The sequence below is a fragment of the Bacillus sp. AY18-3 genome, from assembly GCF_008042305.1.
Lineage (GTDB): Bacteria > Bacillota > Bacilli > Bacillales > Bacillaceae_G > Bacillus_A > Bacillus_A wiedmannii.
Map to the genome: position 1 here is coordinate 26,745 of NZ_QKQR01000014.1, position 24,297 is coordinate 51,041.

21 protein-coding genes and 2 pseudogenes are annotated in these 24,297 nt (G+C 32.6%); 17 read left to right on the plus strand and 6 right to left on the minus strand.

Going from position 1 to position 24,297, the window contains the following annotated elements; translation table 11 throughout:
* Nucleotides 1–10: 10 nt before the first annotated feature.
* A complete protein-coding gene (locus tag DM800_RS13890; RefSeq protein WP_147787041.1) occupies nucleotides 11–955 on the minus strand; it encodes a tyrosine-type recombinase/integrase in 945 nt (314 codons plus the stop codon).
* Between the two features lie 468 nt (nucleotides 956–1,423).
* Here DM800_RS13890 and DM800_RS13895 point away from each other — a divergent pair, with 468 nt between their 5' ends.
* Nucleotides 1,424–1,765 carry a PadR family transcriptional regulator gene (locus DM800_RS13895; protein ID WP_075313816.1) on the plus strand — a complete coding sequence of 114 codons (342 nt, stop codon included), beginning with the start codon at nucleotides 1,424–1,426 and terminating at the stop codon, nucleotides 1,763–1,765.
* Nucleotides 1,755–2,594, plus strand: a complete 840-nt coding sequence (locus DM800_RS13900) for a DUF1129 domain-containing protein (RefSeq protein ID WP_147787042.1) — start codon at nucleotides 1,755–1,757, stop codon at nucleotides 2,592–2,594. Before DM800_RS13895 ends, DM800_RS13900 begins: the two co-directional genes overlap by 11 nt.
* A gap of 183 nt (nucleotides 2,595–2,777) precedes the next feature.
* Here DM800_RS13900 and DM800_RS13905 read toward each other — a convergent pair whose 3' ends face one another.
* A complete protein-coding gene (locus DM800_RS13905; RefSeq protein ID WP_147787043.1) occupies nucleotides 2,778–3,392 on the minus strand; it encodes a recombinase family protein in 615 nt (204 codons plus the stop codon).
* A gap of 169 nt (nucleotides 3,393–3,561) precedes the next feature.
* On the opposite strand from DM800_RS13905, the gene DM800_RS13910 reads away from it, so the two are divergent.
* Nucleotides 3,562–5,010, plus strand: a complete 1,449-nt coding sequence (locus DM800_RS13910) for a Mu transposase C-terminal domain-containing protein (RefSeq protein ID WP_147787044.1) — start codon at nucleotides 3,562–3,564, stop codon at nucleotides 5,008–5,010.
* Nucleotides 5,003–5,818: an AAA family ATPase gene (locus tag DM800_RS13915; RefSeq protein WP_147787045.1), complete on the plus strand. Its 816-nt coding sequence runs from the start codon at nucleotides 5,003–5,005 to the stop codon at nucleotides 5,816–5,818. Before DM800_RS13910 ends, DM800_RS13915 begins: the two co-directional genes overlap by 8 nt.
* Nucleotides 5,819–6,030: 212 nt before the next feature.
* Here the strand turns inward: DM800_RS13915 and DM800_RS13920 are convergent, their stop codons facing one another.
* From DM800_RS13920 to DM800_RS13930, 3 genes are read right to left on the minus strand one after another with little or no spacing between them, the layout of a single operon-like run.
* Nucleotides 6,031–6,225, minus strand: coding sequence for a hypothetical protein (locus tag DM800_RS13920; RefSeq protein ID WP_370512867.1), 195 nt, complete (start codon nucleotides 6,223–6,225; stop codon nucleotides 6,031–6,033).
* Nucleotides 6,226–6,240: 15 nt separating this feature from the next.
* Nucleotides 6,241–6,672 (minus strand): hypothetical protein, encoded by a 432-nt coding sequence (locus DM800_RS13925; RefSeq protein WP_147787046.1) that lies wholly within the window; start codon nucleotides 6,670–6,672, stop codon nucleotides 6,241–6,243.
* The gene (locus tag DM800_RS13930; RefSeq protein ID WP_147787047.1) at nucleotides 6,669–6,875 is read right to left on the minus strand and encodes a helix-turn-helix transcriptional regulator; all 207 of its coding nucleotides are present in this window, start codon (nucleotides 6,873–6,875) and stop codon (nucleotides 6,669–6,671) included. Before DM800_RS13930 ends, DM800_RS13925 begins: the two co-directional genes overlap by 4 nt.
* Before the next feature lie 511 nt (nucleotides 6,876–7,386).
* Here DM800_RS13930 and DM800_RS29210 point away from each other — a divergent pair.
* From DM800_RS29210 to DM800_RS13995, 13 genes and pseudogenes are all read left to right on the plus strand, one after another.
* Nucleotides 7,387–7,533, plus strand: a complete 147-nt coding sequence (locus DM800_RS29210; RefSeq protein ID WP_179955680.1) for a hypothetical protein — start codon at nucleotides 7,387–7,389, stop codon at nucleotides 7,531–7,533.
* Between the two features lie 205 nt (nucleotides 7,534–7,738).
* The gene (locus DM800_RS13935; protein ID WP_147787048.1) at nucleotides 7,739–10,567 is read left to right on the plus strand and encodes an S-layer homology domain-containing protein; all 2,829 of its coding nucleotides are present in this window, start codon (nucleotides 7,739–7,741) and stop codon (nucleotides 10,565–10,567) included.
* A gap of 46 nt (nucleotides 10,568–10,613) precedes the next feature.
* Nucleotides 10,614–10,937: a hypothetical protein gene (locus DM800_RS13940; protein WP_048561829.1), complete on the plus strand. Its 324-nt coding sequence runs from the start codon at nucleotides 10,614–10,616 to the stop codon at nucleotides 10,935–10,937.
* A gap of 477 nt (nucleotides 10,938–11,414) precedes the next feature.
* Nucleotides 11,415–11,519 (plus strand): annotated as a pseudogene (locus tag DM800_RS13950) (ribonuclease domain-containing protein); the annotation flags it as partial.
* Between the two features lie 20 nt (nucleotides 11,520–11,539).
* On the plus strand, nucleotides 11,540–11,815 hold the full coding sequence (locus tag DM800_RS13955; RefSeq protein WP_147787049.1) for a barstar family protein: 276 nt from the start codon (nucleotides 11,540–11,542) through the stop codon (nucleotides 11,813–11,815).
* 419 nt (nucleotides 11,816–12,234) lie between these two features.
* Entirely contained in the window at nucleotides 12,235–12,537 is a 303-nt protein-coding gene (locus tag DM800_RS13960; RefSeq protein ID WP_147787050.1) for an antibiotic biosynthesis monooxygenase family protein, read from the plus strand.
* Nucleotides 12,538–13,266: 729 nt separating this feature from the next.
* Nucleotides 13,267–13,454: pseudogene (locus DM800_RS29915) on the plus strand (hypothetical protein).
* A 359-nt stretch (nucleotides 13,455–13,813) separates the two neighbouring features.
* Nucleotides 13,814–15,343, plus strand: coding sequence for a thiol-activated cytolysin family protein (locus DM800_RS13970; RefSeq protein WP_370512868.1), 1,530 nt, complete (start codon nucleotides 13,814–13,816; stop codon nucleotides 15,341–15,343).
* Nucleotides 15,344–15,933: 590 nt separating this feature from the next.
* Nucleotides 15,934–16,140 carry a hypothetical protein gene (locus DM800_RS13975; RefSeq protein WP_000581809.1) on the plus strand — a complete coding sequence of 69 codons (207 nt, stop codon included), beginning with the start codon at nucleotides 15,934–15,936 and terminating at the stop codon, nucleotides 16,138–16,140.
* 834 nt (nucleotides 16,141–16,974) lie between these two features.
* Complete coding sequence (locus DM800_RS13980) at nucleotides 16,975–18,579, plus strand: sensor histidine kinase (RefSeq protein WP_147787052.1); 1,605 nt, start codon at nucleotides 16,975–16,977, stop codon at nucleotides 18,577–18,579.
* Entirely contained in the window at nucleotides 18,576–19,283 is a 708-nt protein-coding gene (locus DM800_RS13985) for a response regulator (protein ID WP_046958451.1), read from the plus strand. The genes DM800_RS13980 and DM800_RS13985 overlap by 4 nt, the downstream gene beginning before the upstream one ends.
* Nucleotides 19,284–19,674: 391 nt before the next feature.
* Complete coding sequence (locus tag DM800_RS13990; protein WP_370512869.1) at nucleotides 19,675–21,741, plus strand: M60 family metallopeptidase; 2,067 nt, start codon at nucleotides 19,675–19,677, stop codon at nucleotides 21,739–21,741.
* A 74-nt stretch (nucleotides 21,742–21,815) separates the two neighbouring features.
* Entirely contained in the window at nucleotides 21,816–23,246 is a 1,431-nt protein-coding gene (locus DM800_RS13995; protein WP_147787053.1) for an IS4 family transposase, read from the plus strand.
* 301 nt (nucleotides 23,247–23,547) lie between these two features.
* Here the strand turns inward: DM800_RS13995 and DM800_RS14005 are convergent, their stop codons facing one another.
* The gene (locus tag DM800_RS14005; RefSeq protein WP_088083321.1) at nucleotides 23,548–24,294 is read right to left on the minus strand and encodes an ABC transporter permease; all 747 of its coding nucleotides are present in this window, start codon (nucleotides 24,292–24,294) and stop codon (nucleotides 23,548–23,550) included.
* Nucleotides 24,295–24,297: the final 3 nt, after the last annotated feature.

A 24,297-nucleotide genomic window follows, 5' to 3' on the forward strand; every position in this document is an offset into this window, starting at 1 on the left:
TCCGTTATTATTAATTGATGTAATCATAATATCTTTTTAACGAAAGCTTAGATTTAAAACCTACCTGTTTTATAATTTCTCCCTCTAAAACTTCATTTTCGATTAGCCGTAAGATGAATGTATTCCGTAGATGTTGTGCTGAAATTCCTTTTCTTAATTTCGCTCTTTCAACTTCAAGTCGAATCATTTTTTGAACAGCAATTTCTGTTAAGGCTTTTGGAGCATCGTTTTCATATGACCAATGATAAGTTTTTCGAGTAAAATCAAATGCAACGAATAGTGGATCATTGCTATGATATTTGGGACGAACAGGTTCCGGAATAGTTTTATAATAGTTAAATAATATCTTTTTATCATCTTCAGTTAAAAGAACCGTTCTCTCTATACCCACTATTCCTGGTACTAAGATCGTATTTTTTTCAAAATGGACGTGCTTCATCTGTAAACCTACAAGTTCTTGTAAGGACAATCCATTATTAATGAGTAAGTGCACAACAGCAATGTTACGCTCCATAAGTACTGGGCGAACGGATCGTTGTTTTTCTGTTAATCCTTCTAATGAGGTTAAAATGTACTTTAACCTTTTTTCTTCCGCTTTAGAAATAAAGTCTTCATCACGTAACGCACGATTAGGCTGAACTACAAGATTCATATCTTCCATTGGATTGGGTATGTCTAAATATTGATAAAGTCTACTTAAAACAATATAAACACGATGTATCGTTTTATCCGAGTAATTTCGTTGCTTCTTTAAATCATTAAAATACTCTTCATAATCCTCTGTATTAATTGTCATCCATATATTGTGGAATGGAAGCTTTTTAGATTTTTGCAACCACTGACCAAAATCTTCAATATCATAGGCATAGCGTTTAATTGTAGAAGGTTTTCTTCCTTTATCTAATAAGAAAGAAGAAAAATACTGTACTGTATCTTGGAACTCTTTTGTTGGCATAACCTTATCATCCTAATTTTTTCTTTTAGTATATCAAATTTAAAATAACTTAAAGTATTGTGACTTTACCCATAAAGTTGCGCTAAAGGAAGCATATCCTTGCCGGAAATTACATGTTTTTGGGTGTAACTTTAGGAGATAATTTGCGTAGTTTTCAAATGATAAATTGCACATAAAACAGCTTTATTTTGGATGAAAAATACTTCATCGAACGAAAAAATAAGATAAAGTTGTTAAAAAATCTGACTTGAAGAAAAAACTCTAGACATTTATCCAAAAATAACATTTATAGCATGCTATTGACTAAACGTTACTTTAATCCAAAAAAATTAGCATATAATGACTAGTATGTTTTACAAACTAGTCATTATATGCTACAGTGTTTTTAACTAGTATGTTTTACAAACTAGTTAATGAACGATACCGCATTTCTAACTAATATGTATTACAAATTAGCGAGGTGAGTAAATGAAAGAAACACAACTACTAAAGGGGGTACTTGAAGGTTGCGTGCTATCTATTATTAAACAACAACAAGTATACGGTTATGAACTTGTACAAATAATGCGTGATTATGGGTTTACAACAATAGTAGGTGGAACGATTTATCCTCTACTGCAAAAGTTAGAAAAACAAGGGTTAATTAAAAGTAAGGAGCTCACTTCACCTGATGGACCAAATAGGAAATACTTCTTTATTACACATGAAGGAGAAGAACAACTAGAGGGTTTTGAAGAACAATGGGGTTCATTGATTGTAAAAGTGAATCGGATTTTGACAAAAGTGGAGAGTGAATCGGATGAAAAATAATACCGCTAAACAATTAGTGGAGCAAAATAACAAGCTTAGAGAACAGCTATTCCCAGAAAATAAAATATATTATGAAGATATTTTACTGTATATGCGTACATTTGGTTTTTTCTATGAAGAATTAGAAACAGAACAACATTTAATGGTGATATTACAAGATATTTTAGAAGCACAAAAACATGGTGAATCGGCAGAAGAGTATTTAGGTAAAAATCCAAAAGAGGTTGTCGATCAACTGACACAGCAATTTGATAAACCTTCATGGAAATCGATTTTTAAAATTAGTGGTTTAATTTTTTTAATTAGTATGTTTTACGATATTGTAGGTAGTTTTACAGCCCCATCATTACAAATAAATGGATTGGTTATATTGTTGAATGGAATATTCTCCGTTGCATTCGTTTATGGTGTTTTTAAATTATTACACCTGAGTATTTATATGAAAACGCAATTACCAAGGTTAATTAAATTTTTCGTAGTATGGATAATAGCAATGATTCCGTTTGGGGTATTTATCCTCATTCGACTTTTTACACCAAAACAAGGAATTTTAAAAATTGGTACCCCATTTGATTGGATTGCCATTCTTGTTATTTTAATCGTGTCTATCGTTTATGTTATATTCAAGAAGAAACGTGAATTCTTTGGGGGTCTTACTTATGTTGTCGCTTTAGGAATATTCGGTTTATTGTTAAGGATACCACAAACGAAAGAATTAGTTCAGGGTGGTAAAAACCAAACTTTTGTCATTCTTTGCATTATTTTTCCTATTGCGCTCTACGCACTAGTCGAATGGTTACTATTTCGAAAAATGGAAGATGAAAATTAGTTATGAATAAATAGTGCTTACAATACAGAGGTATCATTTTAACACTCTTTAAATGAACGATAATACTTCAAATCGTAACATCCATATAAAAGATAATCCCCGCATTTTTCTCAAATATTTTTAAAAGTGCAGGGATTTTTTTATTAAAAAATCAACATTTTTAGTTTTGATTAAACTGTATTGTCAATTAATATCTTCCTCGAGTTCTTTTTGAATACGATAAACCGTTGGTCTGGTCACGCCGTTTTTTTCAGCAATCTTCTTTATAGGTAATCCTGAATTTAACATTTGTACGATTTGATAATAGACAGCTTGTTTTTGCGGATCTCGCGCACCTGGCCCATAAAGGGTTGGTCGCCCTTTATAAACCCCTTTTTCTTTCGCGATTTTTATTCCTTGTGCCTGTCGTCGTTTACTTTCTGTTCGTTCTTTTTCCGCAAACATAGCCAAGAGTTGAAGAATTAAATCTTTGACAAAACGGTCTAATAGCGGATCACCTAGGGGCTCACTTAATATAGGCATACTTGTAACAAGTAAACCGATTTTTTCTTGCTTCAGATAATTTATTGTACGAATGATTTCATTATAATCACGTCCTAATCGATCAATTGCTTCTACCATTAAAAAATCGCCTTCTCGTACAAAATCTAAAGCTCTTTTAAATTCTACACGATTCATAAAATCCGCTCCGGATTTTTTCTCTACAAATATTTTTTCCACACCGTGATTTTTAAATTCTACAATTTGTCGATCTAAGTTTTGATCCATAGAACTGACTCTCGCATAAGCAACTTTCACTCTCAAAAACCCTCCAGTTTTCCACCATTTATTTTACACCCTAATTTTACACTTAAAACATCCGTTTCTCAATATATGACCCGTGTAAAATTAGGGTACACCCAAAATAGACACATAACAAAGTATATGAAATAATTGTGTTACATTTTATGGAAAGGAGAACAAATAAATGGACAAAGAACATTATCACTCATTAACACAATGTACAGAACAACAATTGGAAGATGCATACAAAAAATATAAAATTATTTTTCCTTATTTAGAAAATGAAAAAACTGTTCAACAAATCAGTGAAGAGACAAAATTATCAATTCGTATCATTCAATATTGGATTTGCAAATTCAAAGAAAATGGTTTATTGGGTCTTGTCAGAAAAGAACGTTCTGATTGTAGGAAATTTAAAATACCTGACTTAGTTCAACAGCAGATTCAAAAAATTCATCTTGAAAATAAAAACATTTCTATTTCTTCTATTCATCGAAGAATAAAAAAGTGGTGTGAAGAAAATGAACTTGCTGAACCTAGTTATTATCAAGTTTGGAGTTTCATAAGGAACATCCCTAAGAACTTAATTGAATTAGCTCATTACGGAAGAAAACATTATGAGAATAAATATGATTTAGTTTATTTGCGTGAAGCTAAACATCCTAATGAATTCTGGCAAGCAGACCACACTATGTTAGATATAGAAATTTTGAATGCAAAAGGTCAACCAGAAAGACCATGGTTAACTGTAATACTAGATGATTATAGTAGAGCAATTGCGGGATTTTACATCGATTTTGGTGCACCAGATACTATTCGAACTGCTTTAACACTACGTCAGGCAATTTGGAGAAAAGGAGATAAAAATTGGCCGATTTGTGGTATACCTGAAACATTTTATACAGATCACGGAAGTGATTATACATCTCAACATATGGAACAAATCTCAGCGGATTTAAAAATGGTACTGTCATTTTCACGGGTAGGGGTTCCTAGAGGACGCGGAAAAATAGAGCGATTCTTTCGAACTGTTAATACGATGTTTCTTCAAGATTTACCAGGATATATAAAGAATCATACATCACAAAAATTAATGACATTAGATGAATTAATAGAGCAATTCCACCAATTTGTTTTAAATGCTTACCATTATAGGATTCATGGGACAACAAATAAACGTCCAATTGAAATGTGGAATGAATCTGGATTTCTTCCTAATATGCCTGAAAGCTTGCAGTCTTTAGATTTACTTTTGTTGTCATCGGCTAAGCCACGTAAAATCCATTCAGATGGTATCCATTTTCTTGGATTAAAGTATATGCATACAAACCTTTCAGCGTTTGTTGGTGAAGATGTAATTGTTCGATACGATCCAAGAGATATTGCTGAGATTCGTGTTTTTTATAAAGGTACCTATCTATGTACTGCAATATCTTCTACAGTTGATGGGTATTCAATAGGCTTGAAAGAACTTCAAGCTGCAAGAAATAAACAACGCAGAAAATTAAAAAATAGCGTTATTATCACAACAAAATCGGTTGTTGAGCATTTAAAGGTTGAAAAAGACGCATCAGAAAAAGTGAAACAAGTTAAGCCTATCACTTCAAAACTTAAGAGGTATAAAAATGAATAAACAGAGCCACTTCATTGAAACCAAAGAATATAAAAAATTCGCTGAATTTAAATATATCGGTATCTGTCATGGATTACCCGGTGTGGGAAAAACAATTTCAGCTCGTCAATATGCTAATTGGGATTATACCCATTCTAAGATTAACGCATTTTCTGTTTACAGTGACCAAGGGAAAAATGTAAAAGATGATACGATTTTAAAAAGTAATACTGTTTTTCATACCGCTCCATCTGTCCGACCTTCAAGGTTATATGACATGATTAAGCACACATGCTTCAACCTTCAAATGTCTAAAGATGGTTATCTAGCGATAAGAGATAACTATGAAAATAATTGGACAAGTTCATTTAAAAAAGCAGATGAGTTTAGTACGATCGATCTCATTATCATTGATGAGATCGATCGTTTAAAGTTTCCGACACTTGAAATTCTTAGAGATATCTATGACCAGCACAACGTAGGTATGGTGTTTATTGGTATGCCAGGAATTGAAAAAAGATTATCACGTTATCCTCAGCTTTACTCCAGAGTCGGTTTTATTCATGAATTTAAAAAATTAACTCCAACAGAAATGAAACATATCTTAACATATAAGTGGGAGAAATTAGGGAACAAACTACAATATGAGAATTTTGAAGATTATGAAGCAGTGAATACTATTATAAAGATGAGTCGAGGGAATTTCCGATTACTTGAACGATTATTCTCTCAAATTGAAAGAATAATGACAATCAATCATTTAGACAAAATCACTACAGAAGTCGTTGATGTAGCAAGAGATTCTTTAGTAATTGGAGGAAATGAATGAATAACCAGAAAAATAAATTTACAATTATTAGTTTGAAATAAGTTTAATTAGAAATATTTTGCACATTTTTATTTGGTACGAAGTAAAAAGAATCCATTTTAAAAATTTTATTAAAATGGATTCTTTTACGCTACACCTAGACATATTAAAAAAAGTTTGATTATGCAACTCTATCAATTATTCAAAAAATTTCAACTTCAACAAATGCTTATTTAAATTGTATTTTTCTGATGACATCGATCACACAAAATTTCTTTCGCATTTTTTACTAATACCTTATCTAATACCCCAACTGGCATTCTTGATTTAGTTGGGTGATTTAATCGAACAATAAATTCTTCTCCTTCACCTATTTCTTTAGAACAAATAGAACAAATAAGTTTTGCTTCTTTGAAAAATGATAACAACTTTATCACCGCCCTCTATTCATCTTGTAAATCCTGTCTTTGCTTCAATCTTAGTCGATATACATAATACATCGGTATAAAACCACATATAAGTAGAATGCTTCCTAATAATAGGCCGTCTTTCCAGCCATAGTTTGGTGTAATAGAAATAAGGTAGGCAATAAACACTACAATAACAGCTAATACTACCAGCCGAATAATAAATGATTTCTGAGGGTTTATTATTGCCCTTTCTTGTTCTACACTAATATTCATTGATAAATAGGCAGATACGATTGATGTTAAAATAAATACCATCCAAAGAGGGTTCTCGTGCATTCTATCAAGTCCCCCCTGAAAAAAGTCATAACCAAGAATGGATAAGATTCCTATGGTCTGAACAATATACGTGATTTTAATATTTTTTAAGTTCCTTAAAATGAGTCTTTCATCTGTAATTTTCTTCATTTAAAATCCTCCCGATCCAACCAAAATATCTCATCTAATTTTGCATTTACGGCATAACAAATTTGTAAACATAACTTTAGTGACGGGTTATATTTACCTTTTTCAATAAGACTTACAGTTTGTCTTGTAATTCCAACAACATCAGCAAGCTGTTGTTGTGTCAAATCTGCTTTTACACGAGCAATTTTCACGTCGTTTTTCATATCATACCTCCACAAACAATTGTAACTTATATATTGCGTTATGTAAAATATAAATTGCATTAATGTTTAAAAACAGTTCTGTGTTCTAAGATGTTTTTTAGTCCCCAAAAAATACCTTAGCTCTTATAAAATCCATTAAAAATAAATATCCCTTAAGATACTAAATCCAAAGGGATAAAACAGTACAATTTCTTATAACCAGCTACGCTTAAACTTTATTTCGAATCCATAGTAATTTTGCAGAGTTTTCTATTGGTCTATATGCAATTTATTGCTTAAAAACTATGCAATTTATCTCCTAAAGTTACAGGAAATGATTTCTTCTCAATAGGGTACACTCTATCGAGAGGGTAAATATGCAATTATGCATATTTATATTTTTTTATTTTAATAGAAATTAAACCTAATATATAATTAAAAGGTTTTTACGAATTGATAAGGAGATGCGAGTATGAAGAAAATCATAGGACTTATATTATCATTATTTTAATTACTTTCTACCTATGCACCAATGTTTACAGAGGAAGTCGAAGTTTTAAATCAAATAGGCCGCGTCAAAGAGAAAGGAGACTGGTATTATTATGGATCTCGTCAACATAATGCGAATTTTACACTAAGGGATTTTCAAATTAAAAAACTTGGTTTTACTGTATATTAAGAAGGTTCTATAAACGGGCTACTACATTTAAAAAATGAAACATCTTATGCATTAATTATTGTTTAGACAGAATGACTTAGGTTGTCCTTATGCGAAATATCAGTATGAATAGAAATTTGATAATTATATAAAATGCCGTAAATGAAGGATAAAATAAGTGCTAATTTTGCAATTATATTTTTAAAAATTGAATAGGAGATCTATTATGAATACAATTAAGAAATTATTTTTAAGTTCTGTGATATGTATTTTATTATTCAGTACAGTAGGAACAGCGTATGCAGAACAAAATGCTCAAGCAAATTCATCATCTTTTATTGACGTTCCTAAAACCCACTGGGCATATAAAGAAATGATGTATATGGCTGAGAATAAGATTATAACAGGATACGGAAATGGATATTTCGGTGCTACGGATCCTATTATTCGCGAACATCTTGCTGCTTTCTTGTATCGATATTTAAATCCGCAAGATAGTACAAATAATCCATTTGTTGATATTGGTGACAGCAATTTTAAAAAGGAAATTTTGGCACTTACTGCACGGGGTATATTTAGCGTAAATGTAGAGAAACAATTCAATCCGAAAAATAATATGACGCGCGCTGAAATGGCTACAGTGCTTGTCAGAACATTCGATTTAAAACCGCAAGGGAACTTTGAATTTAAGGATATGAAAGGTCACTGGGCCAACGAATATGTCAAAATATTAGCTGGGAATAAAATAACTAGTGGTACTGGGGACGGCAATTTTAATCCAAATGGAATTGTAACAAGAGAGCAATTCTCTATGTTCTTATATAGGACAATTATGGCAACATCAGGTATAAAAAATAATGACGCGGTTGGCTGGGTTGTAGATGGAGAAAAGAAATACTATTATGACAAACCAGGTGTGAAACATACTGGATTGTTGCGTTCAGGGGATGATACATATCTCTTCGATAAAAATGGTAATCTAGCTTCGGGATGGAATACTGTAAACGGAAAAGACTACTATTTTGATAAGGTAAGCGGAGCTGCACAAAAAGGATGGTTCTCTCAAACTACCCATTGGTATTATGCAGACAATAACGGTGCTATTCAAAAAGGCGATGTAACCTACAAGGGAAAACAATTCAAATTTGATAGAACAGGTAAAATGGTAAAAGGGTGGATAACAATCCAATCCCTCGACCAAAATATCTACAAATCCAGAACAGTTGTAAGAGGATTTGACCCGATAAAAGTTAGAAATGATGAAATTCTTGAAGTAGTAGGAGAAGACGGTCCTCTATGGTTTAAGGTGAACTACAATGGTCAAACATACGTTGTGCAAAAATTATTTGCAGTCGTGTTTGACCAATCCTTATCTAATAAAATAGATACGATTCGTCAAGATATTGACGATTTAAAAACGAGTGCTGAGTTAGTAAAGAAATATTCCGAACGCTATAAAAAAGCAAAAGAAACTAAAAATTATGATGCAGCTTTAGTTGAGTCAAGTGAACTCGCACAAAGTGTCTCTCAATTTCTAACGACACTAAAAAAATCTGAATTGCAGAATACTGTAGATAAGATTTATGAAAAAGAAGCTGATCCAGCTGTAAGAGAAAAATACAATTCTACTATCGCAACTTTAGAGATGATGAATGAGGATTTTGGGAAAATCCATAAATTAATGCTACTAAAAGATAGCATTATGGTTTTAGATAAAGCAAATCAGGATTCAGGTAATATTATTCAACAAATTCAAGAAGGGAAATATTTGGTACAGCAGGATAAAGTTAGCCTTCAAAACTATGTTAATAGTATGGTGGGTTATAAGGATAGTATGAATTCGTATAAAAAGCAATTAATTGAGTGGTCTGTTGATGCTACAGAGGCACTTGTAGATGGCTATGCCATGTGGCTCGACGAATTCTATCTTTACTTTTTTTCTATAAATGATCAAATTATAACTCCAACAGAAAAATGGGTTGGTACATTACCAAAAGGTGAAATAGAAAAATTTGCTGATGGTGTCCGGGACTATGGACAACAACTTACCGCTATGCAGGAAGGATTTAAAAGTAGACTACCTGAATATAAACAAATGGCTAATGATTTACGCGTGGTAAATCAAAGTTTTATAAAATTTGGTAATTCTATACAAAAAGCTGGGGCATCACTTCATAAACAAGCCGTAATGGCTGATGGACTAATTAATAGTGTCTCAACGCATGTTGCAGAAGCTCAACAAGCATTTCCAACACTACATACAGATATAATGTCTGGATTAGATGCTGCTAATAACATGATGGACTCTGCTAATAAGATTTCAGGCTACAAAATAGATACGTCTAATGTTGTTAAAAATGTTGGTAATATGGATGGGTTAACAACCCGCCTTAAAGATTTTGGTGTACCACCTGAAAAAATGAAAGAATATCTGGAAGAACAAAAGCGAACGAATGAATTAGGATCTATGGCGCTTGATTTTATTCCAGTTGTTGGACAAATTAAACAAGGTTTACAAATTTATAATGGAAGAGAATTTTTCACAGAGAGAAAATATGAGCCGAATGATTATGTATGGGGAACTGTTTCTACAGTTGTAGGTGGCACTCCTAAAGTTATTGGTCGTGTGTTTGGTAAATATGGAGAACTAGAACAAAAAGCGAAGGATTTAGGAAAAGTATCAAAGGTAACAGAAGAGATTGGATGGAGTATGCCAAGAGGTGGCGGCGTCATTGATGGGCGTAAGTACTCTGAACATGCGCTTGAAAGGATGGCACCTGATACAGTTCAAGTTCGAGCGGAGCTTACAAAACGAGCACGTGAGCGAGCAGAAAGAAAAGGGTATACATTCGGATCAGACAAATACATGGAAGAATTAAAAAAAGTTGATCCTCGGGGAATGACTCCAAATGTAGTTGAAGATATTATAAAAACGGGCACTCGCAAACCAGGAGACAATCCTGGTACTTGGAAATACGTTAGAGACGAAGGCTACGTAGTTATAAATGATAAAGGTGATGTTATCACAGTTGTTCCCGCAAAGAAAAAAGAATAGAATGAATAGCATAGTAAGTAATCTATGACAAAAAGGTTGAGGAATATTGGATATTAAACATGATAAGTATGAGTTATTAGAAATTTTTGAAAGTGAGCCGGAAGATTACTATATTCCAGGTGCGGGTGCGTATCGATATAGTAAAATTGATACACTTGGATTTGAACTGGTTATGAATATGTTCTATTATGATGCAACAGTTGAATTGATAATGCTATACGAAGACAAACGTATCATAGAAACCAAGATGGAATCGGTGAAAGAGATATATACTCGTAATGATTCACTATACATTCTAGGTACAGAAGAAAAGAAAAAAATCAAAGTAAAATTCAAACCATATTTTACAGTTACAATAAATGAGTTTTAAAAACTTAAAATCAATGATTGTAAATATTCTGAGCATGCTTTAGAAAAAATGGCTCCGGATACAATACAAGTTCGCGCTGAATTAGAGGCACATTCCAAAAATAGAGGGGTACACAGAAATTTAAAAATTTGTTAATCCTAGAGGTATCACACCTTCTGTAGTAGATTTTCTGTGCCTTTCCATCGGAAAATCAAGACTAATATAAAAAATGAGTAGAAAAAACAAGGCTTTTACTTCGTGGATATGACTACAAAGTAAGAGCCTTGTTTCATTATATTTGTTCATACAGTTTTCCTTGTAGTCTTCTGTTTTCATCCTTCAATAGCTTATTCTTTATCAATTTTTCGAACAGCTTAGATTTGTTTCTCGTTTAGATAAATATTCTTTTCTTCTAACGCTCTAAAATAAAATGAATCAATTTCATTATCAGGGGTAAACACAGCATCTCCGAGTGAAGTAGATATTTTATAATTTTCTAATTATTCATCAGGGTATCGAGGTAATGATAGAATTCTTTATTCTAATGATGGATTAGTGTATAAAACTTCTGATCATTATAAAACGTTTACCGAAATAAAATAGGAAATAGAGGGATTAAATTTATGAATATAGTAAAATTGGATGGAAGAACATTTACTAGTAAAGAAGTATTGCACCAAACATTAAAAAAACAATTAGATTTCCCTAGTTTTTATGGGGAAAATGCAGATGCTTTGTGGGACTGTTTAACTGGATTTATAGGTCTTCCTATAACAATAGAATGGGAATTTTTCGAGAGTACTCAAAAAATGTTAGGACCTTATGCGGATTTAATTTTAAAAATATTTCAAGATGCACAAAATGAAATGCCAGGTAAGTTCTATATTGTTGTAAAATAATTAAAAGGATCTTAGGTGAAAATAAAAACCGTGGAAATATTTAATTTCTACGGTTTTTATTGTATCAATTAGATTTTCTTTCATAGTGGCCCCTCATACCTCGAATCGTTGCCGTACCCCTACTGGGGTACCGCCAGCATTTCGGAAAAAAACCATGCTAAGAGTATGCAAGATTTTATGCGAAAAATAGGGAGACATAGGGAAGCCAAAAGGCACTCCAGAATAGGAATGTATAAAAAGATGCATAGGGTCATAGAAAAAGAAAAAGGCGAATCCCTTGTGAGAGTAAGGGGACGTCTTTTTCTTTGCTATCGATAATGAGACGGTATGTTAACTTCACGTGTATATGTTATACATCAAAACTTCTCATCCAGCGTTCCCCCACATGATACAATTAAGAAAAGGAGGAGAACTTCAAAATGATTTTAGAAGCAGTCATGTTGCAAGTAAAGGACGGTATGGAGACGGTGTATGAATCGGTATTTAAGCAAGCATCCTCAATCATCTCTTCCATGCCAGGATACATAAATCATGAATTACAACGCTGTATGGAGCAGAAAGGAAAATATTTGCTCCTTGTGCAATGGGAAACTTTAGAAGATCACACGATAGGATTTCGTCAATCTGAACAATATCAAGAGTGGAAAGCATTATTGCATCACTTTTATGATCCATTTCCAACAGTTGAACACTTTAAGTCTGTAGAGTTATCACGAAACTGAACTTGACCGTCTATTAATACTTGAAAAGTAACTTCTAATAACGATAATTATGTAAATAAGCTGTCCATATGGACAGCTTATTGTATTTTTTGCTTAGCGTGTTTTTTTTCCGAAATGCTGGCGGTTCCCTTACTAGTATTCTTGCATTTAAATTATTTTTAATATATTATATTTATATGGTTATATAGAGATGGACGTATACAAAAAAGATTTTACCAAAATGTAATATAACTTATGCTTGTCTTTTTAATATGTATCTAGTAAAAATACATTTTTTATCAATACAATTATGTTTTCAATATAAATGGTAGCTTTTAAATGGAAGTTTATTTACTTTCAATGATAGGAGTTACTGGTTCTAGAACATAGAGGAACAAGGCACCATACAGAGTCATCTGAGGAACCTAAGAAGTATTGTATGCAGTTTGTTCATCTCAAGTACAACAAGAAAGCCTTACCTCTCTAGGCAAGACTCCACTAGTGTAGTTGTATAATTTTTACATGGCAAATAAGAAACAGAAAACATATAACACCAAGTAGCAGAACCCTACCATTCCGCCTACAGCTAATACCTGTTTAACCCAACTCTTAAATTTTAGATTACTGTAAATCTCTTGTACTCTTTCCATATTTCCTCCTATTAAGAAGAACCTTTAAAGACTCTCACCTTGCTATGGTACCATTAAAGAATCACGAATAGAGGTCTAATTTTTGTCTAAACGTATAAATATGCAATATTGCATACAGAAATGTATTGTTACAAATGTAAACGATTACTATAATAAGGGTATAAAGATTAATCACATCCTAGTACTAACAAAAGAGGAGGAAATAATATGGAAATCGCAATGGCAGTTTTAAAATTTATAGGTGGAGCAATCCCATTAGTTCAAGAACTTCTAAAAGCATTTATGTAAATTCACTATTTAGCAATTATTTATAAAAATTATAATACAAATGATCTGTATATCAAAGATGAATTGATATACAGATCATTTGTGTGAGTAAAGTCCCTTTAACATTATTAATATGCAATATTACATATAAAAATGTATTGATAGAATTGTAAGCGCTTACTACAATGAGAGTATAAAGATAAATCACATCTTAGCAACAACAAAAGGGGCGGAAATAATATGATAATTTTAAAATTTATAGGTGGAGTACTCCCATTAATTCAAGAACTTTTAAAAGCATTTATGTAAGTTCATTATTTAGCAATTATTTACAAATAATTATTATACCTTAATACGAAAAAAGGAAGAAGTTGATTTTTGTGAAGACTACAAGAAATACAAAAGGAAAAAAATTACTAGCAAGTTTATTAATTAGCTTTTGCACTATTAATTATTCATCTATTTCATTAGCGGAAACACCTAAAAGTAATTCAGCTAATGCACCCAAACAAGCTATTGGCATTGATACTGGCATAGCAAATTTAAAGTATAACAATCAAGAGATTTTAGCAGTAAATGGGGATAAAGTAGAGAGTTTTGTTCCGAAAGAAAGTACAAATTCAAATGGTAAATTTGTAGTAGTGGAACGTGAGAAAAAATCACTTACAACTTCACCTGTGGATATTTCAATTATTGATTCTGTGGCTAATCGTACGTATCCAGGAGCAGTACAACTTGCAAATAAAGCTTTTGCAGATAATCAACCTAGTTTATTAGTGGCTAAGAGAAAACCTTTAAATATTAGTATAGACTTACCTGGAATGAGGAAAGAAAATATGATATCTGTCCAGAATCCGACATATGGTAATGTGTCTGGAGCAGTAGATGATTTAGTATCTACTTGGAATGAGAAGTATGCATCAACACATTCGTTACCTGCAAGAATGCAGTATACAGAATCTATGGTGTATAGTAAATCACAAATCGCAAGTGCTCTTAATGTCAACGCTAAATATCTTGATAACAGTCTAAACATTGACTTTAATGCCGTTGCAAATGGAGAGAAAAAAGTGATGATTGCGGCATATAAGCAAATATTTTATACCGTAAGTGCTGAACTACCTAACAATCCATCTGATCTTTTTGATAACAGTGTTACGTTTGATGAGTTGACTCGTAAAGGGGTAAGTAATACGACTCCGCCTGTTATGGTGTCAAATGTAGCTTATGGTAGAACCGTTTATGTAAAATTAGAAACATCATCTAAAAGTAAAGATGTACAATCTGCTTTTAAAGCTCTAATTAAGGGTCAAGGCGTTGAAGCGAGTGGACAGTACAAAGATATTTTTGAAGAAAGTACCTTTACCGCTGTAGTATTAGGCGGAGATGCGAAAGAGCATAACAAGGTTGTTACTAAAGATTTCAATGAAATCCGAAATATCATTAAAGATAATGCTGAATTAAGTTTTAAAAATCCAGCATACCCAATTTCATATACAAGCACTTTCTTAAAAGATAATGCAACTGCTGCTGTTCATAACAATACAGATTATATTGAGACGACAACTACAGAATATTCAAGTGCTAAAATGACACTTGATCATTACGGTGCTTACGTTGCTCAATTTGATGTATCTTGGGATGAATTCACATTTGATCAAAATGGGAAAGAAGTACTAACACATAAAACTTGGGAAGGAAACAACCAAGATAAAACGGCTCATTACTCTACAGTAATACCACTTCCACCGAATTCAAAAAATGTAAAAGTCGTAGCGAGAGAATGTACAGGTCTTGCATGGGAATGGTGGAGAACAATTATTAATGAACAAAATGTTCCAGTAACAAATGAAATAAAAGTTTCAATTGGAGGAACAACTTTATACCCAACTGCTAATATTAGTCATTAGGTAGAAGTGAAGCACCCTGTTTACAGGGTGCTTTTTTACATGGTCACAAGTATATCGGGATTTTTTTCAAATATAGCATACTCATCAGATAGCGATGGAGTGTAGACTCATTTAGTAAACTTTGCAACTGAACCACTAATTTTAATTTTTATAGATTTGCAAGAATTTTGTTATATTCAAGTTAGCGTTTTTTGTATATCTATTTCTGTATCTGATGAATTACTACATATCAATACACTTCGGTATTGATATAAAATCTTCTATGTTATTCGAGGTTTTAAATAGTTTAAATAAATTTATGAGAGAACTGAGATGGAACAATGATTTTTTTAAAAGTTATTGCATATATTTTATTAATTAATACTCCTCCCCCTAAAGGGGCCAGCTGACTAACGTCAGTGGGATTCTTGCTACCAAAGGCGAAGTCCATTTCTGGTATCGCTGACGTGCAAGATTGCGGTGTGCTATCACCTAACTAAGAAAAATCTGATATGTATCAAAGTGTGTCCCTATCTTTAAAAATTATAATTGTAAACAACAAATAAGAATGATCTGTGAGAAAACTTAGGGAAAAAAGGAGTGGAGAAATCTTGATACATCAATATGAATTAAATTTTTCAGTGATGTATAGTGGTAAAGTATCAAGCTCACAATCTACGGTGATTCCAGCAAGTTCTTTAGAGGAAGCAAATGAAAAATTACTATCAGAAGTAAAGCGGCGATTAGGGGATTGTAGTATAGAAATTAATTCAAAAAGTTTATATGTTTCAGAAGATAGCCGATATACCATTGAATAAGATATAAAAAAAGTTCCCTAGAAAGGGAACTTTTTTTATATCAATCTCACACAATGGAGGTATGTATTAACAGTTTTTTACTTATAATATCTATTTGAGTATTTCTCCGGAGTGGCCCACATAACTAGATTTATTTCCGTCCCTAATATATAGAAATCTGTTTTCTTCATCTTTTGTAGCTGAGCGAACAAAGTAATATTTATTTAAGGAGTACCCCAAATTAAAATTTTCATATGTAATTTTAAAAATATATATAGATTTATTTATGAGATATTTGTATAGTTTAATTGTCTGTTATTTCTTTTAATCCATTTGTTTATAGTATTTTTTGAGTGCTCCAGCAATGGAGCCTTTTTTATGCAATAATCCATTTTCTGTACGTATCTATATAAGCTTTACCTTCTTTTATTAAGTGTTCCATCATATGTTCATCAACTTAATATTTTGAGATATTCTCAAAATCAAAAAAAGAAAACTTTATAACCATACAGTGATTTATGAGGATTCAGCTCATCTTGTGCATTTTAGGGAGGAGTGTATTTCTTAGCTTGATGGCAATACGATAGATTAACTTTTATGAGTAATTTAGAAGTATTTTGTGAGAAGTATAAGTTGACTAAAATAACCATTTTATAATCCTTGCTACAAAAGAAATGAAAATAATAAATTTCTCTTATTTTTTATTATGGAATAAATTTTGCAGCTAATCAAAACTTAGAAGAAACGATAGAAAAACTCCAAAAAAATAATGAGTAAATTTAAAGTATAATAACAGCTCACCTATTTTATATTTACCAAAGATCGCGTAGAAGAATTAGAGGAGTCAATGAAGAGATGAAAAAAAGGAAAAAACTATTGGATTTATGGAAAACAATCACATTATTAGTGTGTACAGTTGTAATGTTTTCTTTACTTGTAACAGATATATTAATTAGTCATAATGTAGAACGGGCAACGGAGGATAGCCAAGCAGAGAAAGCAAAAACGATTGCACGTATTGTGGCGAATGATTCAGTTGTAATCGATGGTTTAACAGGCAAAGCAGATACTTCCGCAATCCAAACGTATACAAATAGGCTATTAAAAAATACAGATGTTCAATTTATTGTCGTTATGGACATGGGCGGAATAAGAAAGTCTCACCCAGATCCAAAAAAAATAGGTCATCATTTTATTGGAGGAGATGAGGGACCTGCATTGAAGGGACAGGAACATGTTTCACTTGCAGAAGGAACTTTAGGGGTTTCTATGCGAGTATTCGTACCTATTTTTGCTGAAACAGGTGAGCAACTTGGTGCGGTCGCTGTTGGCATTTCAGCTGATAATGTGAAAGAGAGTGTGAAAAAAAGTAGACATATTATTTATATCGGTGTTGGAGTAGGAATATTAGTTGGTATTATAGGGGCGATATTGCTAGCTAGACATATAAAGAAAAGTTTATTTGGTCTTGAGCCACATAGGATAGCGAAAATTCTTGAAGAAAGAAATGCGATGTTACTTTCGGTGAAGGAGGGTATTATTGCTGTAGATAAAGATGCCAATGTAACTTTAATAAATAATGAAGCAAAACGAATATTAAAGAAAGGTGGACTTACAGGAGATATTATCGGTAAAAATCTTGAAGTGTATACGCCGAATTCACGTATAAAAGAAGTGTTGCAAACAGGAGATGTACAATTAAACGAGGAACAAACTGTTTATGGGATTACAATTGTTACGAATCGGGTTCCTTTATATGTAAAAGGAGAAATAGTTGGTGCAATTGCAACATTTCGTGATAAAACAGAGATTAGACAATTAGCAGAAGAACTAACTGGTATTAAGCTATATGCGGAAGCATTACGGGCACAATCTCATGAATTTATGAATAAAATGCATGTCGTCTTAGGGCTTACACATATGAAACAGTATGAAGAATTGCAGAAATATGTAAGTCGTATGGTATCAGAGCATCAATATGAAATTGGTGGGGTTATGAAAAGAATTAAAAGTCCAGTATTTGCTGGTTTTTTACTAGGTAAACTTAGCTATGCTAGGGAGAAAAATATAAAGTTAATTATAAGTGAAGAATCGGACTTACCAGATATATATGATGAGTGTATCATCCATGAACTTATTACAATTGTTGGAAATTTAATTAATAATGCATTTGACGCAGTAATGAATTGTGAGAAAAAACAAGTTGAAGTTGGAATACAACATGGAGATGCTTTAATGATAACAGTACAAGATACAGGAAGTGGAATACCAGAAGATATGCTGGATAAATTGTTTACAAAAGGTTATTCCACAAAGGGAGATAATCGCGGTTATGGCTTGTATCTTGTAAAGGAAAGTACACAGCGAATAAATGGGGAGATTTATATTTATTCATCGTTAGGAGAGGGAACAAAGATAACAATTGAAATACCTAATAGTAGGGATGAGGGGCAAATATGATTAAAGTTTTAATTGTAGAAGATGATCCGATGGTAGCAATGTTAAATACACATTATTTAGAACAAGTAGGAGGGTTTGAACTTGTTCAAGCAGTTAACTCAGTAAAATCGGCGATAGAAGTATTAGAGAAATCGCGAGTAGATTTGGTATTACTTGATATTTTTATGCCTGAAGAGACTGGATTTGAGCTTTTAATGTATATTCGGAATCAAGAGAAAGAAATTGATATTATAATGATTTCAGCTGTACATGATATGGGGAGTATTAAAAAAGCATTACATTATGGCGTAGTAGATTATTTAATTAAACCCTTTACATTTGAAAGATTTAAAGAGGCATTAACTATATATCGAGAAAAACTTACTTTCATGACAGAACAACAAAAAATTAGTCAATCGGAATTAGATTCTTTAATTTTACAAAAGGAAAAAAGAGAGCCTATTGTCACTAAAGAGCTTCCAAAAGGGTTAACGAAACAAACGTTACAATTAATTTGGGAGAAAATTGAGTCACTGAATGGACGGACGTTTACAACAGATGAAATGGCACAATTAGTAGGGGTTTCAAGAGTTTCTATTCGAAAGTATGTCATGTTTTTGACTGAAATCGGAATATTAGAGAATAAAATGGTGTATCAGCATGTGGGAAGACCTGTGAGTCAATTGAGATGTATTGACCAAAATAAAATAAGTTTTTACGTATAAGCGACTTATGATAAGTCGCTTATATTTTTTAAATTTTTGTTGAGAGATGTGAGACTACTCATTTAGCAAGATAAGAAAATTGTCGAAAAAAAGATATAATTGTCAAATTATGTTGCAGTAAGACTTGTTCGATGTTAAATTCTTATTAATAAGAAAAAAGGAAATGGGTTCGTTTCATTCTCATACCTTATCTTTTGTAATTATTTAGTATAAACAAGGTTGAAAATTTCTTTCTTCTAGTATGTTTTATATTTATTAAACTATAGGAAGATTTTTGAGTTTATATTTCTGAAATTTCAGAAATATAAACTCGCCAGGAGATTGAAATTAATTACATTCGTTCAACAAAAGGAGTTTAATGGAACAAATTGAAAAAGAAAGGATTATTTATATGCAGAAAAGGAATCATTATATATTTCAAAAACCGATGAAAGTACTTGCGACATCTGCTATTTTGACAACTACATTATTTACACCTATTATAACAAACAATTTAAATGTACACGCTGAAACAGTTAATCAACCAACTACAAATCAATATGAACTAAGGGAGTTTGACCTACCAGCTACAGGAAGCTATCAGGATGAAGCAACAAGAGAGAGAAGAAGTGAACAAAAAACCTATATACCAACTGGAATTTATATACAACCGAATGAAGAAGTTACAGTTGAAGTATCAGGAACGAATAAGATTAGAGCAATTATTGGAACACATGGCTATGATAAAGAATGGGGAAAAGAAATTAAACTTTCTCCTGGTACGAATAAGATTTCATCTCCAAATGGTGGGTTATTAGGACTTGATAATAATCAAACTACAGGAACAGTTAAGGTGAAAGTCACACAAGGCGGGAGCCATGTCCCGCTCTTTGAATTAGGAAAGCATACGAAAGCAGACTGGATTTCGATGATGGACAAGTATCCAAATGCACATGCTGTTCAATTAAAATCAAAGAAAGCAGTGCTTACGGTTACTCAAGATAGTGCTAAGAAGCATATAGTGAATCAAGACCCTATCCCGTTATTAGAAACCTATGATGAAATGATTCGAGCGCAAGATAAAATATCTGGATTATCTGAAACAGATCCTAATCCTTTACATCGTTCGACTCAACGTATTTGGGCCTTTATAGAAAATCCTAACAAACCAACATGGGGCATGTATGCAAGTCTAGATGGAGCTGCATTTACTACTGCTGGTAACGCAATTGAAAGTGCTTTAAATGTAAATAAATTTGGATGGGGACAAATGCACGAAGCGGGACATGCAAGACAACAACACCCATGGACGTGGAATGATTTAAGAGGAATGGGTGAAGTAACTGTTAATCTATATTCTTTAGCTGCACAAAAGCGATTATTCCCGAATCAACCGACGCGTTTAGAAAAATCCGGTGATTACGATAAAGCCTTTGTATACTTAAAACAAACAGATAAAGACTATAAAAATATTAATGACTTGTTTGTGAAACTTGTTATGCTTTGGCAACTTCATCTCGCATATGGTGAGGATTTTTATCCGAATCTTCACAAACTATATCGAGAGTTACCAAAGGATCAACTTCCAAAAACGGATGAAGAGAAAATTCAAGCATTTATTTACAATACATCCAAAGTAGCGAAACAAAATGTACTCCCGTTTTTTGATCAATGGGGACTGAAAGCATCGCAAGAAACGCGACAAAAAATAGAAGCTTTGAACTATCCAATATTAACCGCACCTATTTGGGAAGCCACAGATTCTAAACCTGTAATTGTAGAAGAAATTCCAGATATGGAACCGAATTTTACAGTACCTGTTGGAGCGACAGTTAATATAGGTAATTCATTCGACCCAATGTCAGGAGTGTCTGCTACTGATAAGGAAGACGGAGACCTTACTAATAAAATAACAGTTGACGGTAAAGTAGATACCTCTAAAGCAGGGACTTACGAGCTAACTTACACAGTTAAAGACTCTAAAAGTCATAAAGTAAACGCAAAACAAACGGTAACGGTTAAAGAGAAAGAAGAAATAAAAGATGAGCCGCCATTACTAAAAGTACCCTCAGAAACTACAATTTCGGAAGGGGATAAATTCGATCCAATGAGAGATGTAAGTGCTACTGATAAAGAAGATGGTGACCTTACATCAGAAGTAAAATATGAAGGTGAAGTAGATACAAATACACCTGGCACTTGCACGATTAAATACACAGTTAAAGATTCTGCAGGTCATTTGGCAACTCAAATACAAACTGTAACAGTTAAAGAAAAAGAAAAACCTATTGAGATTCAAGAGCCTGAGTTAACTGTACCTACTGAAGGGAATATGAATGTAGAAGACAAATTCGCACCAATGACTGGGGTTAAAGCTATTGAGAAAGAAGGTGGTAATATTACTAATAAAGTAAGACATTTTGGTGAAATAGATATATTTAAAACTGGTAGGGGTACCGCCACATCGCTATCAAGCTAACAAAATTAAATTTCCTTCAAATGAAAAAATACGCTATTCTTTCTGTAGAATCATAGGAAAGGATGGCGTTTTTTGTGTCTGTTTCTGTGTCTGACGAATTACAACTATTTGCTCAAGAGATTCAAAGTTTTTTATCTCCAAATACCTTACGGGATCTTGCTAGAGATGTTGGTTTTGTACAACGAACCAGTAAGTACCAAGCAAAAGATTTAATAGCTTTATGTGTATGGGTGAGCCAAAATGTAGCTATGACTTCTTTAACTCAGTTATCTAGCTGTTTAGAAGCATCAACAGAAGTACTCATCAGCCCTGAGGGCTTGAATCAACGATTTAATAAAGCGGCTGTTCAATTTTTACAACACCTATTAGCTAAACTACTAAACCAAAAACTGACCTCACCTATGCCGATTTCTTATCCATATACTTCTGTTTTCAAGCGTATTCGTATTTTAGATTCAACTGCATTTCAACTTCCGGATATATTTTCATCAATTTATCCTAGTGCGGGAGGATGCAGCCATACAGCGGGAGTAAAGATACAGCTTGAGTATGATTTATTAAGTGGACAATTCCTTCATATTCATACAGGTCCAGGTAAACAACATGATCGAACCTACGGTTCCCTGTGTGCCCCAACTATAACAGCGAATGATTTATGTATCCGAGATTTAGGTTATTTTCATTTGAAAGATCTTCAACATATACAAGATAAAAAGGCTTATTATATATCACGTATCAAATCGAATACACGTATTTATCAAAAAAATCCTAACCCTGATTATTTTCAAGATGGAAGAATTAAGAAAGGTACAGAGTATATCCAGATAAATATGGAGGTTTTAATGAACTCTCTTCAGCCAGGACAAACATGCGAAATATCCAACGCTTATGTAGGAATGACTGATAAAGTCCCAACTCGTGTGATTGTTCATCGACTAACAAAAGAACAACAACAAAAACGATTACACGATCAAACTGTAAGAGAAAAAAAGAAAGGAATGAAGTATTCTGCTCGTAGTAAACGACTTAGCGGTATCAATGTATATATGACAAATACCCCTATAGATATTGTCCCGATGGGACAAGTACATGATTGGTATTCTTTACGTTGGCAAATCGAGATTTTATTTAAAACGTGGAAATCATTCTTTCATATTCATCATTGTAAAAAGATAAAACGAGAACGATTGGAATGCCATTTGTATGGGCAACTGATTGCCATTTTACTTTGTTCTTCTACCATGTTTCAAATGCGGCAATTGCTTCTTATGAAAAAGAAACGAGAACTGAGTGAATATAAGGCCATATATATGATTAAAGATTACTTTCTTCTTCTTTTCCAAGCAATACAGAAAGACACCCAAGAGCTATCAAAGATTCTAATTCGCCTGTTCAACCTCCTACAGCAAAACGGGAGAAAATCTCATCGATATGAGAAGAAAACAGTCTTTGATATATTAGGTGTCGTTTACAATTGTACCATGTCTGATAATCAAGCGGCTTAATTCAAAAAAATGAAACCCGTTAGGGTTTATTTCGTGTGCAGATCTTTAGGTTCCCTACACATAAATTTTATAAAAAAGAAACAACCTCTACTTTAATTGACGTTGTATGAGCTTAGCTTGATAGCAATGGGGTACCGCCAGCATTTCGGAAAAAACCCACGCTAAGCAAATTTCGACAGAAAAAGAGACAATTTTACCCTATCAAGAGTAAAATTGTCTCTTTTTCTTAATACACGTATTCCACTTAGAAATTTTATCTGTTCTGTCCACTAATATTTCAATAATTTCGCTGTACTTCTATTCATATAATATCTTTTATTGTAAATCTTCGAACTCCAACAAAAGTAAATATAATAACTAATAAGCAACTTAACAAATAAAAGCTACTAAACTGAAAGAAAGTCTGCAGGCCTTCTAGATGAATAGGGTCCATTGCTAATCCTGGTTGTGCATATGGCCATACATACCCGATATTTAAGTAATGAAATATCATTCCTATACATGTAAAACCAAAACTCATTCCAACTGGAACAGCAAAACTTTTTATAGAAGATGAAAGGAATAATTGTAGTGCAGCAATTGAAAATGTACCAATCCATCCATTGAATGACCAATTTAATAATGAAACCCAAGGAATAGGACTTGTAATACCTAGTAGCTTACCAATTAAGATATAGGCAATTAAAAAAAATACTTGTGTCAATAAAGTTAACATAAAGATTACTAATAACTTTGCCATGTACACATATCGAAATGGAATTGGTAAAGAGATGATTTTTTTCCAATTTCCCTCGCTATGTTCAAAGCGGCATACAAACGCACAATAAATACTTACTACAACAGGAAATAAAAATAATCCATAAATTAATCCAACTTGTGTCCAAGCTTTCTCCCACTCATTTGTTGAGACTGTCATTAAGACATCGTAGTTTACTTGAAAATTTATGAGTCCAAGCGCAATACAAATAAGCGGAATGATTGTCATTACAATCCATATTTTTGAACGTTTTAATTTTAATAATTCGCATCGAAATGAGCTTAATAACATATC

Excerpts from the sequence above, each read along its gene's own strand:
- DM800_RS13985 (WP_046958451.1), top strand. The coding sequence starts at position 18,576 with ATGATTAAAGTTTTAATTGTAGAAGATGATCCGATGGTAGCAATGTTA.
- DM800_RS13895 (WP_075313816.1), top strand. The coding sequence starts at position 1,424 with ATGAAAGAAACACAACTACTAAAGGGGGTACTTGAAGGTTGCGTGCTA.
- DM800_RS13980 (WP_147787052.1), top strand. The coding sequence starts at position 16,975 with ATGAAAAAAAGGAAAAAACTATTGGATTTATGGAAAACAATCACATTA.
- DM800_RS13900 (WP_147787042.1), top strand. The coding sequence starts at position 1,755 with ATGAAAAATAATACCGCTAAACAATTAGTGGAGCAAAATAACAAGCTT.
- DM800_RS13955 (WP_147787049.1), top strand. The coding sequence starts at position 11,540 with ATGAATATAGTAAAATTGGATGGAAGAACATTTACTAGTAAAGAAGTA.
- DM800_RS13925 (WP_147787046.1), bottom strand. The coding sequence starts at position 6,672 with ATGAAGAAAATTACAGATGAAAGACTCATTTTAAGGAACTTAAAAAAT.
- DM800_RS13990 (WP_370512869.1), top strand. The coding sequence starts at position 19,675 with ATGCAGAAAAGGAATCATTATATATTTCAAAAACCGATGAAAGTACTT.
- DM800_RS13910 (WP_147787044.1), top strand. The coding sequence starts at position 3,562 with ATGGACAAAGAACATTATCACTCATTAACACAATGTACAGAACAACAA.
- DM800_RS13935 (WP_147787048.1), top strand. The coding sequence starts at position 7,739 with ATGAATACAATTAAGAAATTATTTTTAAGTTCTGTGATATGTATTTTA.
- DM800_RS13890 (WP_147787041.1), bottom strand. The coding sequence starts at position 955 with ATGCCAACAAAAGAGTTCCAAGATACAGTACAGTATTTTTCTTCTTTC.
- DM800_RS14005 (WP_088083321.1), bottom strand. The coding sequence starts at position 24,294 with ATGTTATTAAGCTCATTTCGATGCGAATTATTAAAATTAAAACGTTCA.
- DM800_RS29210 (WP_179955680.1), top strand. The coding sequence starts at position 7,387 with ATGTTTACAGAGGAAGTCGAAGTTTTAAATCAAATAGGCCGCGTCAAA.
- DM800_RS13930 (WP_147787047.1), bottom strand. The coding sequence starts at position 6,875 with ATGAAAAACGACGTGAAAATTGCTCGTGTAAAAGCAGATTTGACACAA.
- DM800_RS13915 (WP_147787045.1), top strand. The coding sequence starts at position 5,003 with ATGAATAAACAGAGCCACTTCATTGAAACCAAAGAATATAAAAAATTC.
- DM800_RS13960 (WP_147787050.1), top strand. The coding sequence starts at position 12,235 with ATGATTTTAGAAGCAGTCATGTTGCAAGTAAAGGACGGTATGGAGACG.